The organism is Mycolicibacterium aubagnense, from assembly GCF_010730955.1.
In the GTDB taxonomy this organism is placed as follows: Bacteria; Actinomycetota; Actinomycetes; order Mycobacteriales; family Mycobacteriaceae; genus Mycobacterium; species Mycobacterium aubagnense.
Genome location: NZ_AP022577.1, coordinates 1,407,266 through 1,422,510 on the forward strand (window position 1 = coordinate 1,407,266; position 15,245 = coordinate 1,422,510).

Below are 15,245 nucleotides of genomic sequence, written 5' to 3' on the forward strand. Positions count from 1 at the left end.
CAGATAGGAGAACGTCACTTCCCCGAAGTCAGCGAGTAACGGATCGGCAGGTGTTTGAGGCCGCCGACGAAGATGGTCGCGACCTGCTGCGGAGTGCCCGCCAGCTCGATCGACCGGAGCCGTGGGATCAACTCCGAGAAGAAACTGGTGACCTCCATACGCGCGAGCGCTGCGCCCAAGCAAAAGTGAACGCCGTAGCCGAACGCCACGTGCTTGTTGGGGTCACGACCCGCATCGAAACGGAACGGGTCGTCGAAGACGTCTTCGTCGCGGTTGGCCGACACGTACGACAGCAGTACCGACTCCCCCGCCGCGATCGGCACGCCCCGGATGGTGGCATCCTCGCGCGCGGTGCGCATGAACTCCTTCACCGGCGTCACCCAGCGGATCATCTCCTCGGTGGCGAGAGGCATCAGTTCGGGGTTCGCGCGCAGCCGCTCGAGTTGATCCGGATTCTCGATGAGCGCCCGCAGACCGCCGGAGACCACCGCACTCGTGGTGTCGTGGCCGGCCGTCGCGATGATCACGTAGTACGAGACGGTGTCGATGTCACCGAGCGGCTCCCCCTGGAGCCTGGCGTTGGCAATGGCCGACGCCAGGTCGCCGGTGGGGTTCTCGCGGCGCGCGGCGGTCAACGCGGTGAAATAGCTGAACATCTCGAACAGCGCGGCACCCTTTTCCTCGGGAGTGACGCCCCGGGAGAACTCCGAATCGTCGGCGCCGAACAATTCCTGGGTATACACCAACATCCGGGGGAAGTCGGATTCGGGCAAACCGAGGAGCGACATGATCACGTACAGCGGGTAATTCACCGCCACCTCTTGGACGAAGTCGCATTCGTCGCCCAACTCCATCATCCGGTCGACGTACCGCTTCGCGAGTTCATCGACGCGAACGCGCAAGTCCCGCATGGCCTTCGGCCGAAACCAGTCGGCACCGATCGCCCGCACCAGCCGATGCTGCGGGTCGTCCAGGTGGATCAGGGTGCTGATGCCCAGAGCGGCCTGGTGCTCGTCGGCCTCTTCGGTCATCAACACCGGCCGCGGCGAGTTGGTGAACTGTGTGTTGGCGCGTTCGATCGCCATGACGTCGTCGTGTTTGGTGATCGCCCAGAATGGCTTATAGCCGGCGACGTCAACCTTGGATACGGGTGCATGGGCACGCAGAAAAGCCAGTGCCGCATGGAGTTTCGACTCGTCGGCGTAAGCGGATGGATCTGCGAACACCCCGGCGGCATCGGCGGTGGTCGGGGCACTCATGGGCGGCTCCTCACTGTTGCAACTCTGCGAGTACGGCTTTGACGGTTTCCTCCGGCAGCTGCGGCGGCAGACCGATGGTGACCCGGTCGATGACACCGGCACACCGTTCCGTGATCGCGACGGCCAACTCGTTGACCGGCGCGACGACCGCGATCTCGGCGAGCATGACGTCGTCGATGAGCTGAGCCATCGCATCCCATTCGCCGCCCAGCGACAGTCGACGCAGCTCGGGCTGCAGGTCACCCCAGCCGTGCAGCTCGAGCACCCGGCGGTAGGCGGGCGTCGATGCGTAGAAGGCGATCTGCTTGCGGGCCCGTCCTGCAGCGGCGGCCATCTGATCGTCGTCGGTACCGGTAACGACCATGACCGGGAATGCGAGCTCGAAATCGACACGGTCGCGGCCCGCTCGCTCCAGCCCGCGCCGCACTGCCGGTTCGGTGACTTCCGTGAGGTAGCGCCGGGTGGTGAACGCATGGCCGACCAGACCGGCAGCCACCTCAGCGGCCAGCCCGGTCATCGCATCGCCGACAGCGGCCACGAACACCTTCGGAAATCCGTACTCGTGCGGTTCCGGGACGAACATCGGGGTCATCAGCTTGTGCGTATAGAAATCGCCCTCGAACCGCAGGGTGCCGCCGTCGCGCCAGCACGTCCAAATCGCTTGCAGTGCAGCGATGAATTCCCGCATGCGGCGTACCGGATGACTCCACGGCATGCTGAACCGGTTCTCGATGTGGGGCTGGATCTGCGACCCGAGACCGAGCAGGAACCGACCCCTCGAATAGCCCTGCAGATCCCACCCTACGTTGGCGACCGTCATGGGCGATCGGGCGAAAGCCACGGCGATACCGGTGCCGAGTTCGATACTGGAAGTGTGTTCGGCGGCAAGTGCCATCGGCAGGAACGGATCGTGGTTGACCTCTGCGGTCCAACAGCCGCTGTACCCGCGCCGCTCCAGGGTGCTTGCGGCATGCGGCACATCGGCGAGAGCGCAGTTCACGCCCCCGTCGACCGTCAGGCCAACGCGGTCGCCAACCATGTTGTAGACGCTACAGTAAGCAATTCAGTATGGTCAACGTGACAAGCCATCAGTGAGGAACTGCGATGACGGATCGGCCCGACTGGAAGCAGACTCTCGAGGACCTCGAGGGCCTGCGCGAACGGACCCGCGCGATGGGAGGGCCCGAGCGACTGGCCAAGCACCACGGCAAGGGCAAGCTCGACGCGCGCGGCCGACTGGACCACCTACTGGACCCTGGGACCTTCCGCGAATTCGGCACCTTGGTGGGCGGTGACATCGCCGCGGACGGCATCGTCACCGGATCGGGTCTCATCAATGGCGCACCGGTCATGGTGGGGGCAGAGGACTTCACCACGCTGGCCGGCAGCATCGGGCCGGGCGGCAATGCCAAGCGGTACCGGCTCGCCGAACTCGCTCTGCACGACCGGATTCCGCTCGTGATGTTGCTGGAGGGCGCGGGGTTCCGGCCCAGCGGCGAACATTACGGCCGCACACCCACCGACCTGATCGCGCAGGCTCGCTGCTCAGGCCGGGTGCCGACCATCTCGGCGGTATTGGGACCGTCCGCCGGACACGGCGCGCTCGTCGCCCCGGTGTGCGACTGGACGATCATGAGTCAGCAGGGCGCCATCTTCACCGCCGGTCCACCCGTCGTGAAAGAGTCCACCGGCGAGGAGATTTCGAAAGCAGAGCTCGGTGGCCCCGGCGTCGCGCTGACCAGTGGCGTCATCCACAACGGCGCCGCCGACGACGAGTCCGCCCTCCAGGACATCCGCCGCTACCTGTCGTACTTCCCGTCCAGCGCGTGGTCGTATCCGACCAAGCTGTCGGCGACCGACGTGTGCGCATCACGGCAGACACCTGAACTGCTCGACGTGGTGCCGCGGGACAACCGCCGCGCCTACAACATGCGCAGCGTCCTCGACATCGTGTTCGACACACCGGACTGGTTCGAGGTGCAACCCAAGTTCGGGCCCGCCATCATCTGCGCGCTGGCCCACCTCGGCGGCCATCCGGTGGCCGTCATCGCCAACCAGCCCAACGTCCTGGCCGGCGCCATCGATGCCGACGCCGCCGACAAGGCAGCGCATTTCATCACGGTGGCCGACTCGTTCCACCTGCCGATCATCTTCCTGGCCGACAATCCCGGGATGCTGCCCGGCAGCCGCTCCGAGCGCACCGGCGTACTGCGCAGCGGCGCCCGGATGTTCGCCGCCCAGACCGCGGCGACGACCGTGAAGCTGCATGTGACGTTGCGCAAGGCCTACGGTTTCGGCTCGATGGTGATGTCGCTCTTGGGTTTCGACAATCAAGGGGCGACGTTCGCCTACCCGGGCGCGACCATGGGCGCGATGAGCGCGGCCGCCCTGAGCCGGGCATCGCACGCCGACGAGGACGTCGAGGCGAAATTGCGCCGGATGGAACTCGAAGCATCATTCCGATCGGCGGGCCACCTCGGCTTCGATGAACTCATCTCACCGGTCGAAACGCGCGACGCGCTGTTGCACGCGCTCGAGCGCGGCGTGCGCGCTCGGCAAGCCGCACCCGAGCCGGTGTCACGTACCACGATCATGCCGTAACAGACCTTTCAGGAGCTGGCGTCAGTGAAGTTCACCCTCGAATATCCGATCGAATCACCCACGGCCACAGATGGTTTCCTGCATCCCCAGGCCATCCGGCAGGTGTGCCAGCAGGCGGAGGCCTCGTGGTTCTCCGCCGTGGCGCTCAGTGAGCACCCGGCACCGTCGGCGAAGTGGCGGCGCCGCGGTGGGCACGACACCCTCGACCCGATCGCGGCGCTCGGGTTCATGGCCGGCGTGACGTCGACGGTCAAGCTGGTGACCAACTTGTATGTGCTGCCTTTTCGCAATCCATATCTGTCCGCCAAGGCGCTCACGTCGCTGGACCTCGTGTCGGGCGGCCGGCTCATCGCCGGCGTCGGCGCCGGGTACCTCCGATCCGAATTCGCGGCCCTGGGGGTAGATTTCGATCGCCGCGCCGAACTGCTCGACGAAGCCCTCGCCGCGCTGTGGTCGATCTGGATGGACCCCGAGATTCCGGTAGCCGGCAGTGATTTCGGCGCCGTCGGTGAACTCTGGCTGCAGCGCCCCGCGCAACGGCCGCATCCCCCGCTGTGGATCGGCGGCAACGGTGGCGCGGCGATGCGCCGCGTCGTCGAGTACGGGACCGGCTGGATGCCCGTGATCTCACCACCGGAATACGCGGCGAGCATGCGCACCGTCGCTATTTCCGATGCGCGTCAGTTCGGCGCCGCAGTGGACACGTTGCGTGGCCGGCTCGCCGCGGCCGGGCGCGATCCGGCGGGCCTGGACGTCCAGATCTTGTGCCCTGAGGTCGATCTCGACGACGAGTCAGCGGTGCGGCGCACTCGCGAACTGCTCGATGAATTGGCGGGCTACGGCGCCACCTGGGCCGTCGTCCACGTCGACGGGTCGAGCGTCGACGCGGCCGTCGACTACATCAAAGGGTTTGGCGCAACCATCATTTCGGGTGCATCATGAAAGTCCCCTTCACTTGGAAGGTCACCGGCTGGTTCATGATCGGCTGGTCGCAGGAGTTCGCCGCAGCAGAGGTCAAACCGCTGCGGTACTTCGGTGAAGACCTGGTCGCCTACCGCGACGAATCGGGTGAGCTGCACCTGCTCAGCGCGCACTGCCGACACCTCGGGGCACACATCGGCCACGGCGGCAAGGTGGTCGGTGACTGTGTGGAGTGCCCGTTCCACGGCTGGCGGTGGGGCCCTGACGGCTCCAACCAGTACATCCCCTACCAGCCGGACCGGCCCAACAAGGCGTTGCGGCTGCGGGTGTTCCCGGTTCGCGAGCAGTACGGGTGCGTGTTCGCCTGGTATCAGCCCCACGGTGAGGAACCGCAATGGGAATTGCCCGACCTGTTCGGCAAATTCCCGCAGTTCCCCACCGACCGCGACGCGTATTACCGTCCATACCCAGAGTTTTCGCGTCGCGCCGAACGCGAGCCCGTCCACCCGCAGATCGTCGCCGAGAACGGGCCGGACAGTGCACACTTCCGCTACGTGCACGGTGCCACCGTCACGCCGGTGTGCCTGAACTGGGAAGTCGTCGACGAAGAGTGGCGGTTCCTCACCGGGTGGCCGGATGCCCGCAGCGACGACCCGGACAAGATGGCGCTATATATCCACAGCCATTTCTCGGGCCTCGGCTTCGCGGTCAGCGCCTTCGAGGGCTCGTCGAACCACCGGCTGATCTTCGCCTGCACGCCGGTCGAGGACGGCTGCTCGGACATGTTCTACTCGATCTGGTGGCCGCGCCGTCCTGGTGACATATCCGACGTGCCACCGGACGAGGTGCGTGAGCACGTCGAAAGGCGATTCCTGCAGACGGTGTGGGAAGACCTCGACATCTGGCGCTACCAGGAGTACATCGAGCACCCCGCATTGTCCAAAGCAGACGCGAAACCCTATATGGCCATGCGCAAATGGGCGACGCGGTTCTACGAGGCGCCCGCGTGATCAGGGCCCAGCCGGCGTCGGTTTCGGCGGCGCGCCAGCCAGAGCGTCAGCTCGGTGCCGGACCGCATCGATCTGGTGAACGGCGGTGCCGCGCGACCGGTGATGCTGAACGGCAGGTCGGTGCCGACCACCGACCGGTAGTGGCTGAACGTGTCGAAGCCGGCCTTGCCGTGATATGCGCCGCTGCCACTGGTGCCGACGCCACCGAACGGCACGGCCGACGGAATCATCTGGGCGGCAAAGTCATTGCGGGCCACCCCACCGCTTCGGGTGTCGCGCACGAAGGCCCGGAACTCGTCGTCATCCGGCCCGAACCAGTAGGCGACCAGCGGCGCGGCCCGCCCATTGAGGTGATCGACCACGTCGCGGACGCTCGAATACGCCCGCACCACCAGCACCGGACCGAAGATCTCTTCGGTGGTGATGCGCATGCGGTCGTCGACATCACGGACGATGGTCGGGGCGATCTTGCGGGTGCACCGGTTCGGCAGCACCTCACCGGGCGGAGCAACGGCCTCGACCATGGCACCTTTCTCCTTGGCGTCCCCGATCAGCGCAAGCACTCGGTCGAAGTTCGCCTCGTTGACCGACGAACAGTAGTCCCCGTTGCTGACGATCGACCCGAACATGGACCGCAACGTGTTTCGCGCCGCGTCGACAAAGTCATCAACCCGGTCGTCGGGCACGAAGACGTAGTCGGGGCTCACGCAGACCTGCCCCCCGTTGATCATCCGGCCTTGCGCGATCCGGGCCGCGGCGCGGGTGAGATTCGCGGCCCGCGACACCACCACGGGGTTCTTGCCCCCGAGTTCGAGCGTCACCGGCACCAGGCTGCGTCCGGCGGCCTCTGCCACCTTGGCTCCCACCGCGGGTGAACCGGTGAAAAAGAGGTGGTCGAAGGGCAACCCGGAAAAGGCGGCCGCCACCTCGGGTCCGCCCGTGACGACCGCCAGCTCCGTCTCATCGAAGTACTCGGGCGTGAGTGCCTTCATCAGCGCCGCGGTCTGTGCGGTGACTTCCGACATCTTGACCATCACCCGATTACCGGCGGCGAAGGCGGCCGTCGCAGGCAGTACCACAAGATTGAGCGGAAAGTTCCACGGGCCGATGACCCCGACGACCCCCAGCGGGGACGGCACCACCTCGGCCCGCAGGCCCAGCACCCGGGCCGCGCGCATCGCAGTGGTTGATTTCATCCATTGCGGCACATGCGATCTGGTGTGCTCGATCACGGACATCATGCCGAGGACCTCGGTGAACAATGAACCGGCTTTGGCCCTCGTGCCGTAGTCCGCCGCCATCGCGTCGGCGAAGGCGTCAGCGTTGTCCAACACCAGCGCGACCAGGCGGTCGATGCGATTGCGCCGCAGGGCGGCCCCGGGAAAACCGTCGGCCAGGAACGCCTGCCGCTGGCGGTCGAGAACCACCCGCAACGCTGCCGGTTCCGCGCCGTCGCCCATGGCCGGACAGTAGCACTTCGGGGAACTTCCTGACGCCGTAACGGCATCTACTGTAAGCTTTACGGTATTGGCAGCCGGATGCCCATCAGTTAGAGGTGGTGAGTCTCGTTCAGGACACTGACGTCAACGAGGGTGTCGACCTCCTCCGTGACCCGTACGTCTTCTTCGCCCAGAAGCGAAGGGAAGGTGGCGCCTTCCGGGGCAGCGTCATGGACTGGTCGAAAACGCCCGAGGCATTCAGGCCCGAACATCTCTACGCCGCGGTGTCTTTCGACGCCGTCAACCGCGTGTTCCGGGACGGCAAGGTCTTCAACTCGCACATCTACGACAGCACCATAGGGCTGTTCATCGGGCCCACCATCCTGGCGATGGAAGGCAAGGCACACTGGCAACACCGCAATCTGGTCTCCGCGGCGTTCAAGTCGAAATCGCTGGCGCGGTGGGAACCAGAGATCGTCCGCCCTGTCGTCAATGAGCTCATCGACGAATTCGCCGACGCCGGCACCGCCGATCTGGTCGCCGACTTCACGCTGGAGTTCCCGACCCGCGTCATCTCAAAGCTGTTGGGGCTGCCCGAAGAGGACCTGTCCTGGTTCCGGCAGCGCGCGGTCGAGCTGATCAGCTATACCGTGAAGTACCAGCGCGCCTTCGAAGCGTCGGCCGCGCTCAAGGACTACTTCCTGCAGCAGATCGAGCAGCGTCGCTGCAGCCCGACCGAAGACATCATCGGCGACCTGGTCACCGCAGACATCGACGGCGAGAAGCTCACCGACGAAGCCATCTACTCGTTCTTGCGGCTGCTACTGCCCGCGGGGCTGGAGACCACCTACCGCTCGTCGGGAAATCTGTTGTATCTGTTGCTGACTCATCGCGAACAGTTCCAGGCGATTCAGCACGACCACACACTCATCGCCGATGCCGTCGAAGAGGGCCTGCGGTACGAAACGCCGCTGACCACCGTGCAACGCTTCGCCACCGAGGACACCGAACTCGGGGGTGTCGAGGTGCCGGCGGGCGCCGTGATCGACGTGTGCATCGGCTCGGCGAACCGTGACGAGCGCCGGTGGGAACGCTCCGAGGAATTCGACATCTTCCGGAAACGTCTGCCGCACATCTCGTTTGCCGCCGGCGAGCACACCTGCATGGGTCTGCACCTGGCCCGGATGGAAACCCGGGTGGCGGTGGAATGTCTGCTCACCCGTCTCACGGACATGGAACTCGTCACCGACGACGACCCACATATCTCCGGAAATCCGTTCCGCTCCCCTACGGCGCTGCCCGTCACGTTCAGCGCGGCGGGATGACGACATGGTCAAGGTGATGCAGGGCGTCCGGGTCCTCGAAGTCGCACAGTTCACCTTCGTTCCCGCGGCCGGCGCCATTCTCGCCGACTGGGGCGCCGACGTCATCAAGGTCGAGCACCCGGTCCGCGGCGATACCCAGCGCGGCTTCGTCAACATGGGCGGACTCCAACTCGATCCCGATCGGCACCCCCTGATCGAGCACCCCAACCGGGGCAAGCGCAGCGTCGGCATCGACGTGTCCACGTCCGGTGGGCAGGAGGTCCTCTACGAGATCGCCAAGACGGCCGACGTCTTCCTCACCAACTACCTGCCGACAGCCCGCCAGAGGCACAAGTTCGATATCGAGCACATTCGTGCCGTGAACCCGAACATCATCTATGCGCGCGGCAGTGCCTACGGCGACAAAGGCCCTGAGCGCGACGTCGGCGGCTTCGACGGCACCGCGTTCTGGACCCGCAGTGGGGTCGGGCATTCGCTGACACCCGAAGCGCTGGGCGGCGCGTTGTCACAAGGCATTCCGGCGTTCGGGGATTCCATCGGCGGGGCGAACATCGCCGGTGGCATTTCGGCCGCGCTGTTTCACCGCGAGCGCACGGGCGAGGCCGTCGAGCTCGATGTGTCCCTGCTGAGCACCGCGTGGTGGGCCGCCGGCGCGAGTATGACCCAGGGCATGGAGACGGGCGAGACCATGCGATCACTCATGCCCGACGACGCCGGCCAGAGCGTCAACCCCTTCATGGCCAACTATCTGACGTCCGATGGCGGAACGATCAACCTGTGCATCGTCAGCCCGACCGGCTACATCCGCGACGCCTTCGAACACCTGGGGCTTGCCGAGTTGGCCGACGACCCACGGTTCAGCGATGTGCTGCCGCTGATCGAGAATGCCCCGGCGGCTGCGGCTCTCATCAGCGAGGCGATCCGCAGCAAGCCGTTCGAGTACTGGCGAGCGCACCTCAAGACCATGAAGGGTCAGTGGGCGCCCTTCCAGAGCTTCCTCGACCTCGCCACCGACGAACAGGCCATCGCCAACGACATGATCGTCGAAGTCGACGCCGGCGTGGGTGAGCGACCGTTCCGGGTGGTCCGCGGGCCGGTGCAGTTCAACCACGAACCGCTCCAGACGACCCGGGCACCACAGGCCTCCGAGCACACCGAGCTGATCCTGTCCGAACTCGGAATCGACTGGGACCGGATCGACGCCCTCAAGAAGGCAGGAGCCATCGCCTGATGCACGACGTAGCGATCATCGGTGCCGGGCTGCACCCGTTCGGCCGGTTCGAGGGCAAGTCCGCGATGCAGATGGGCGTCGACGCGATCTTCGCGGCCGTCGCCGACGCCGGCGTCGAGTGGAGCGACATCGGTGCCGCCACCGGCGGCAGCTGGACCGTCGCGAACCCTGATGCCATCGTGGGCATGGTGGGCTTGAGCGGGATTCCGTTCACCAACGTGTTCAACGCGTGCGCGACCGCGGCCAGCGCGGTCAAGGCGTGCGCCGACGGAATTCGCCTGGGCGACTACGAGATCGGTGTAGCCGTCGGGCTGGACAAGCATCCCCGTGGCGCCTTCACCGAAGACCCCGCCCTGGTCGGCATGCCCAGCTGGTATGCGGAGAACGGACAGTACCTCACCACCCAGTTCTTCGGGATGAAAGCCAACCGGTACCTCAACGACCACGGGATATCGCAGCAGACGCTGGCCAGAGTCGCCGCCAAGAACTTCCGCAACGGCGCGCTGAACCCCAATGCCTTCCGGCGTAAGCCCATTTCGGAGGATGACATCCTGGGCTCGCCGATGCTGAACTACCCGCTGACGCAGTACATGTTCTGCGCACCTGACGAGGGCGCCGCCGCGGTGGTGATGTGCCGCGCCGAGATCGCCCACCGCTACACGGACAGGCCCGTCTACGTGCGCGCCGTCGAAATCCGCACCCGGTCCTATGGCGCCTACGAGGTCAACACCACCTTCGCGCCCGTCGAGGAAGACGTGGCACCGACGGTGTACGCGGCGCGGGCCGCCTTCGAAAAGGCGGCTATCGCACCGGAAGACGTCGACGTGATCCAGCTGCAGGACACCGACGCCGGCGCAGAGATCATCCACATGGCCGAGTGCGGTTTCTGCGGACACGGAGACCAGGAAAAGCTCCTCGCCGACGGCGCCACCGAGATCGGAGGCAGCATGCCGGTCAACACCGACGGCGGCCTGATCGCCAACGGAGAGCCCATCGGTGCATCGGGCCTGCGGCAGCTCCATGAACTGGTCCGTCAGTTACGCGGCGAGGCCGGGGACCGGCAGGTACCCGGCGAGCCGAAGGTCGGCTTCGCGCAGTTATACGGTGCGCCCGGTACCGCCGCGGCCACGATTCTCACGCGGTGACGACGATGTCGAGGACGGTCGTCATCGGCGCGTCGAGCGGGCTCGGCCGCTGCATCGGCGTCGGCCTGGCCCAGCGCGGCGCCCAGGTCGCGCTGCTGGCGCGGCGCCTCACGCGGCTGGAGAACGCCGCGAAGGAAGCTGGACCCCACGCGGTCGCACTCGAATGCGACGTCACCGACGAAGCGTCGGTCCGGTCGGCCATCGACGCGGCAGCCGTTGCTCTGGGCGGCATCGACAACCTCGTCTACACCCCCGCCATCGGCCCGGTGGTGCGGCTCGTCGACACCGATGCCGACATCTGGCGGCGTGTCTTCGACACCAACGTGGTCGGTGCGTCGCTCGCGACGACAGCTGCCATCCCCCACCTCACGGCCGCTGCCGGCAAGGCCGTCTATCTGTCTTCTGACGCCGGCACTTTCGGCCCACCGTGGCCCGGACTCGGCGCCTACGGGGTGAGCAAGGCCGCGCTCGAGCGGCTTGTCGAAGCCTGGCGGGCCGAGCATCCCGACATCGGCTTCACGTGCCTGGTGGTCGGCGAATGCGGCGGCGGCAAAGGCGACAGCCAAACCGGCATGAACGCCGACTGGGACCTGGAACTCGCCGCAAAAGCGCTGCCGCTGTGGATGTCCGGAGGCTGTCTGCCCGGCAAATTGATGCCGGTCGAAGACCTGGTCAACGTGGTGCAGACGATCCTCAGCACCAGTTCGTCAACGTCGATGCCAAAGGTGATCGCCCGCGGCGCCCCGAAGGGAACGGCAATCCTGCCATGACGCGATTCACCTCAGCGCCGATCTTCGACGCCGACCAGCACATGTACGAGACAGCCGAGGCGCTGACCAAGTACCTGCCCGAAAAATACGCACGGGCAGTGCAGTTCGCGAAGTTCGGGAAGCAAACCCGCATCGTGATCAACGGCCGGGTCAACGACTTCATCCCCAATCCGACATTCGAGCGCGTCGCCGCACCCGGGGCGCACGAGAGATTCTTCGCCGGGGAGAACGCCGAAGGCCTCAGCCTGCGCGAAATGCAGGGTGCCGCAATCGAAGCGCCCGCAGCCACGCGCAATCCCGCCGAGCGGGTCAAGGAGCTCGACCGCCAGGGCGTCGTCGAGGCCTTGAACTACCCGACGCTGGCCAGCCTCATCGAACACGCCACCGCCGACGATCCCGAACTGTCACTGGCAGTGATTCACGCGCTGAACCAGTGGATGCTCGAGCACTGGACTTTCAACTACGAGGACCGGGTGTACTCGACACCGATCATCAACCTGTCCGAGGTCGACGGTGCGCAACGAGAACTCGAGTACCTGCTGGCGGGCGGCGTGCGCGTGGCCCTCGTCAAACCGGGGCCGGTCAACGGGATTCGGGGGTGGCGCTCCCCCGCGTTACCGGAATTCGACCCGTTCTGGCGCGACCTGGAGGCCGCGGGCCTGCCGGTGGTGCTGCACGCGAGCTATCCCCCGCTGGACACGTACGTCAACCAGTGGGAACCGCCTCACACCCAGAGCTTCATGGCGCAGAGCGCGTTCCGGTGGATGGTGCTCGGCCACCGCGAGATCGCCGACATGATCACCAGCCTGATCTGTCATGGCACCCTGACCCGGTTTCCGAAGCTGCGCATTGCCAGTGTCGAGAACGGCAGCTCGTGGATTTACCCGTTGTTCCACGACTTTGCCGACCTGTACAAGAAGATGCCGCAGAACTTTCCGGAACACCCGCACGAGGTGTTTCGTCGCAACATCTGGGTGAGCCCGTTCTGGGAAGGCTGTGTGGCCGACGTCGTGAACACCGTCGGGTGGGATCGGGTCATGTTCGGTTCGGACTACCCCCATCCCGAAGGCCTCGCCGAGCCGAAAGGCTTCTGGCGCTACGCCGAAGACATGGATGAGCGGCGGACCTACGACTTCATGGGCGACAACGCCCGCCGCTTCATGGGGCTGACCATCGCCAACCCCGATCCCGCGGGGGCGCGGCCACCGAAACTAGCGGGGTTCGCCCGCTCCTGATCTGGCCTGACCGCTCGCCAAAGCCCCTGGACCGTAGTTCTTCTCGATCAGTGCCCACGGGTCGGCGTAGCGTCCTCGCCCCTCCACCTTGCGCTGGACAGCGAGAATCGTCCTCAGCACCGGACGGATCGCGGGCCCGAGCGCCCACAGCACCGGACGGAGCCGCCCCAGCGAATCCGCCACCCAGGCCAGCGTCTCGGACCACGAATGCTCTTGGAAATCCAGTAGCGCCTGCGCTTCGCTGGTGTCGAAGAACCCGGTGAAGCCCCAGCCCCGGTCGTCTTCCGGATCACCGGGAAGACTCGCCGAAGGGCCGAGCCGCCCGACACCGACCGCCTCCATGATGTCGTCCTCGACGTCACGGAAGGTGTGCAGGTGCGTGTCGTCGCCGCCGATCAACAGCGTCTTGCCGTTCACCGCATCCCGACGGTCGACGGCGTTGGCGAAGGCCAGCGCGACGTCGCGGGCGTCGACGGTGTGCAGCTGATTGTCCCGCGGCGTGGCGCGCATCAGCACCAGATAGTCGGTGTTGAAGTTGGCCGAGACGTCGGTCGAGATCACTCCCCCGAGGCGCAGCACCGCGTAGGGCAGCCCGCTGCTCCGCACCACCTCTTCAGCGAGCACCTTGTCCTCGCCGTACTGGTCGACCGGGTTCACCGGGGTGTCCGCGGTGATGCGCTGCGGATGGGTGTACCGATTGCGGGATCCGTAGACCGACGCGCTCGACGCGTCGACGAACAGCGGTGGTTCGGAGAGCGAACGTGCGGCCGCCACCAGGTTGTGGGTTCCGTCGACGTTGATCCTGCGCGCCAGCAACGGGTTTCGGTACGACGCGGGGGCCAGCATCGCGGCCAGATGCACAATGGCCGCAGGCCTGTGCCGGCTCACGCACTCGGCGATGGTGTCCGCGTCGAGCAGGTCGGCGTACGCGACGACGAGTGTGCCACCGTCTGACCGGGTCGCGAGCTCGTCGGCGACCACGGTGGTCTTGTCGTTCTGCAGGTCCATCGCGATGACGGTTCGCCCTCGCCTGAGCAAGATCTCGGCACACCGCTTCCCGACTTGCCCGAAGGCGCCGGTGATCAGTACGACGTCGGCAATCTGGTCTGTCACTTCATCCTTTCTGCGCACCGATTGGTGCGTACGCAGGCTTCCCGAGCCCGAGAACGTGCTGGGCGATCATGTTGCGGAACACCTCGAGGGTGCCGCCGTAGATGCCGACCAGCGGTGCGAACCGGTACACGTATTCGGCCGCTCCGTCGTCGGCCGCGCCCTCGGCGCCGACGGGCAACGCCGACGCCGCGCCGAGGATGTCCATGAGGTCCGGGGAGATGTCGCGCATCGCCTGCGCAAGCGCCACCCGGCCGAAGATGCTCGGGGCACTCAACGCCGCCTCCATCCGAGCGGCGCTGCGGCCCAGCCGATAAGCCACGGATGCGTCGTCGATGAGCCGACGCCCGCCGGCCCCCGCCTGTGCGGTCCGCGCGGCGACCTTGTCCACGGCCGTGGCCATGAAGCCGGCCTGGTGCATCATGATCGACACGTCCTGCAGGCCGTCGGGATCCGCTGCGACAGCGCCGTGTTCGGTATTGAGCGGTTCACGCAGCACCGCCCAGCCGCCGTTCACGTCACCGAGCCGGTAGCGGTCATCGACGCGTACGTCGCTGTAGTACACGATGTTGGTGCGGTCACCGTCGACGGTCCGGATACCCTGGATTTCGATGCCCGGTGTGTCCAGCGGCACCAGGAACATGGTCAGGCTCTTGTGCTTCGGCGCATCCGGGTCGGTGTTGGTGATGAGGAAGACGTACCGGCAGTTGTGTGCGCCAGTCGTGAACATCTTGGACCCGTTGATGATCCACTGGTCGCCATCGCGCACGGCGCGGGTCTTGCATGTTGCCACGTCAGACCCGCCCTCGGGCTCGGTATAGCCCAGGCACAGCCGGACATGACCGCTGAAGACCCCGGGCAGCACCTCGTCGCGCAGCTCGTTCGATCCGAATGTCGCCACGGACTGGGCCACCATGGCCGTCGTCCCCCAGGTGACCCAGGGGACGTGGAAGCGGCGCTTCTCCAGCTGCCAGATTCGCCGACGGACCCGGCTGAATCCGCCGTCGGCCTCCGACTTCCATTCGGCCTCAAGGTATCCCGCCGCGCCCAGAGCGAGGTGGACTCCCTCGTCGAAGTTGTCACCGGTTTCCCGGTCTCGGCGGATCACCTCGTCGGTGACGATGGTGCGCAGCAGCTTTCGGACCTCGTCGCGGAATGCCAGGTCCTCGTCCGACAATTCAACCGTCGAGAAATCCATC

Annotated in this window: 13 protein-coding genes; 8 read left to right on the plus strand and 5 right to left on the minus strand. The window is 66.1% G+C overall.

Going from position 1 to position 15,245, the window contains the following annotated elements; translation table 11 throughout:
* Positions 1-14 precede the first annotated feature (14 nt).
* Complete coding sequence (locus G6N59_RS06950) at positions 15-1,259, minus strand: cytochrome P450 (RefSeq protein WP_138231450.1); 1,245 nt, start codon at positions 1,257-1,259, stop codon at positions 15-17.
* Positions 1,260-1,269: 10 nt separating this feature from the next.
* Positions 1,270-2,298 (minus strand): LLM class F420-dependent oxidoreductase, encoded by a 1,029-nt coding sequence (locus G6N59_RS06955; RefSeq protein ID WP_138231451.1) that lies wholly within the window; start codon positions 2,296-2,298, stop codon positions 1,270-1,272.
* A gap of 65 nt (positions 2,299-2,363) precedes the next feature.
* On the opposite strand from G6N59_RS06955, the gene G6N59_RS06960 reads away from it, so the two are divergent.
* The 3 genes from G6N59_RS06960 to G6N59_RS06970 are packed head-to-tail and all read left to right on the plus strand — an operon-like array spanning position 2,364 to position 5,791.
* The gene (locus tag G6N59_RS06960) at positions 2,364-3,860 is read left to right on the plus strand and encodes an acyl-CoA carboxylase subunit beta (protein WP_138231452.1); all 1,497 of its coding nucleotides are present in this window, start codon (positions 2,364-2,366) and stop codon (positions 3,858-3,860) included.
* A gap of 24 nt (positions 3,861-3,884) precedes the next feature.
* On the plus strand, positions 3,885-4,802 hold the full coding sequence (locus G6N59_RS06965; RefSeq protein WP_138231453.1) for a TIGR03619 family F420-dependent LLM class oxidoreductase: 918 nt from the start codon (positions 3,885-3,887) through the stop codon (positions 4,800-4,802).
* Complete coding sequence (locus G6N59_RS06970; RefSeq protein ID WP_138231454.1) at positions 4,799-5,791, plus strand: Rieske 2Fe-2S domain-containing protein; 993 nt, start codon at positions 4,799-4,801, stop codon at positions 5,789-5,791. Before G6N59_RS06965 ends, G6N59_RS06970 begins: the two co-directional genes overlap by 4 nt.
* Here the strand turns inward: G6N59_RS06970 and G6N59_RS06975 are convergent.
* Positions 5,773-7,251 (minus strand): aldehyde dehydrogenase family protein, encoded by a 1,479-nt coding sequence (locus G6N59_RS06975; RefSeq protein WP_138231455.1) that lies wholly within the window; start codon positions 7,249-7,251, stop codon positions 5,773-5,775. The two genes, G6N59_RS06970 and G6N59_RS06975, sit on opposite strands and share 19 nt — an antisense overlap.
* Positions 7,252-7,346: 95 nt before the next feature.
* Between G6N59_RS06975 and G6N59_RS06980 the strand changes: the two genes are divergently transcribed.
* Genes G6N59_RS06980 through G6N59_RS07000 form a run of 5 tightly spaced genes read left to right on the plus strand, consistent with a single transcriptional unit; the run spans position 7,347 to position 12,936 of the window.
* Positions 7,347-8,555, plus strand: a complete 1,209-nt coding sequence (locus G6N59_RS06980) for a cytochrome P450 (RefSeq protein WP_138231456.1) — start codon at positions 7,347-7,349, stop codon at positions 8,553-8,555.
* A gap of 4 nt (positions 8,556-8,559) precedes the next feature.
* Positions 8,560-9,786: a CaiB/BaiF CoA transferase family protein gene (locus G6N59_RS06985; protein ID WP_138231457.1), complete on the plus strand. Its 1,227-nt coding sequence runs from the start codon at positions 8,560-8,562 to the stop codon at positions 9,784-9,786.
* A complete protein-coding gene (locus G6N59_RS06990) occupies positions 9,786-10,931 on the plus strand; it encodes a thiolase family protein (protein WP_138231458.1) in 1,146 nt (381 codons plus the stop codon). The genes G6N59_RS06985 and G6N59_RS06990 overlap by 1 nt, the downstream gene beginning before the upstream one ends.
* Before the next feature lie 5 nt (positions 10,932-10,936).
* Positions 10,937-11,701: an SDR family oxidoreductase gene (locus tag G6N59_RS06995; protein ID WP_138231459.1), complete on the plus strand. Its 765-nt coding sequence runs from the start codon at positions 10,937-10,939 to the stop codon at positions 11,699-11,701.
* The gene (locus G6N59_RS07000; RefSeq protein ID WP_138231460.1) at positions 11,698-12,936 is read left to right on the plus strand and encodes an amidohydrolase family protein; all 1,239 of its coding nucleotides are present in this window, start codon (positions 11,698-11,700) and stop codon (positions 12,934-12,936) included. Before G6N59_RS06995 ends, G6N59_RS07000 begins: the two co-directional genes overlap by 4 nt.
* Here G6N59_RS07000 and G6N59_RS07005 read toward each other — a convergent pair.
* Positions 12,913-14,049 (minus strand): NAD-dependent epimerase/dehydratase family protein, encoded by a 1,137-nt coding sequence (locus G6N59_RS07005; RefSeq protein WP_138231461.1) that lies wholly within the window; start codon positions 14,047-14,049, stop codon positions 12,913-12,915. The two genes, G6N59_RS07000 and G6N59_RS07005, sit on opposite strands and share 24 nt — an antisense overlap.
* 1 nt (position 14,050) lies before the next feature.
* Entirely contained in the window at positions 14,051-15,244 is a 1,194-nt protein-coding gene (locus tag G6N59_RS07010; RefSeq protein ID WP_138231462.1) for an acyl-CoA dehydrogenase family protein, read from the minus strand.
* Position 15,245 lies beyond the last annotated feature (1 nt).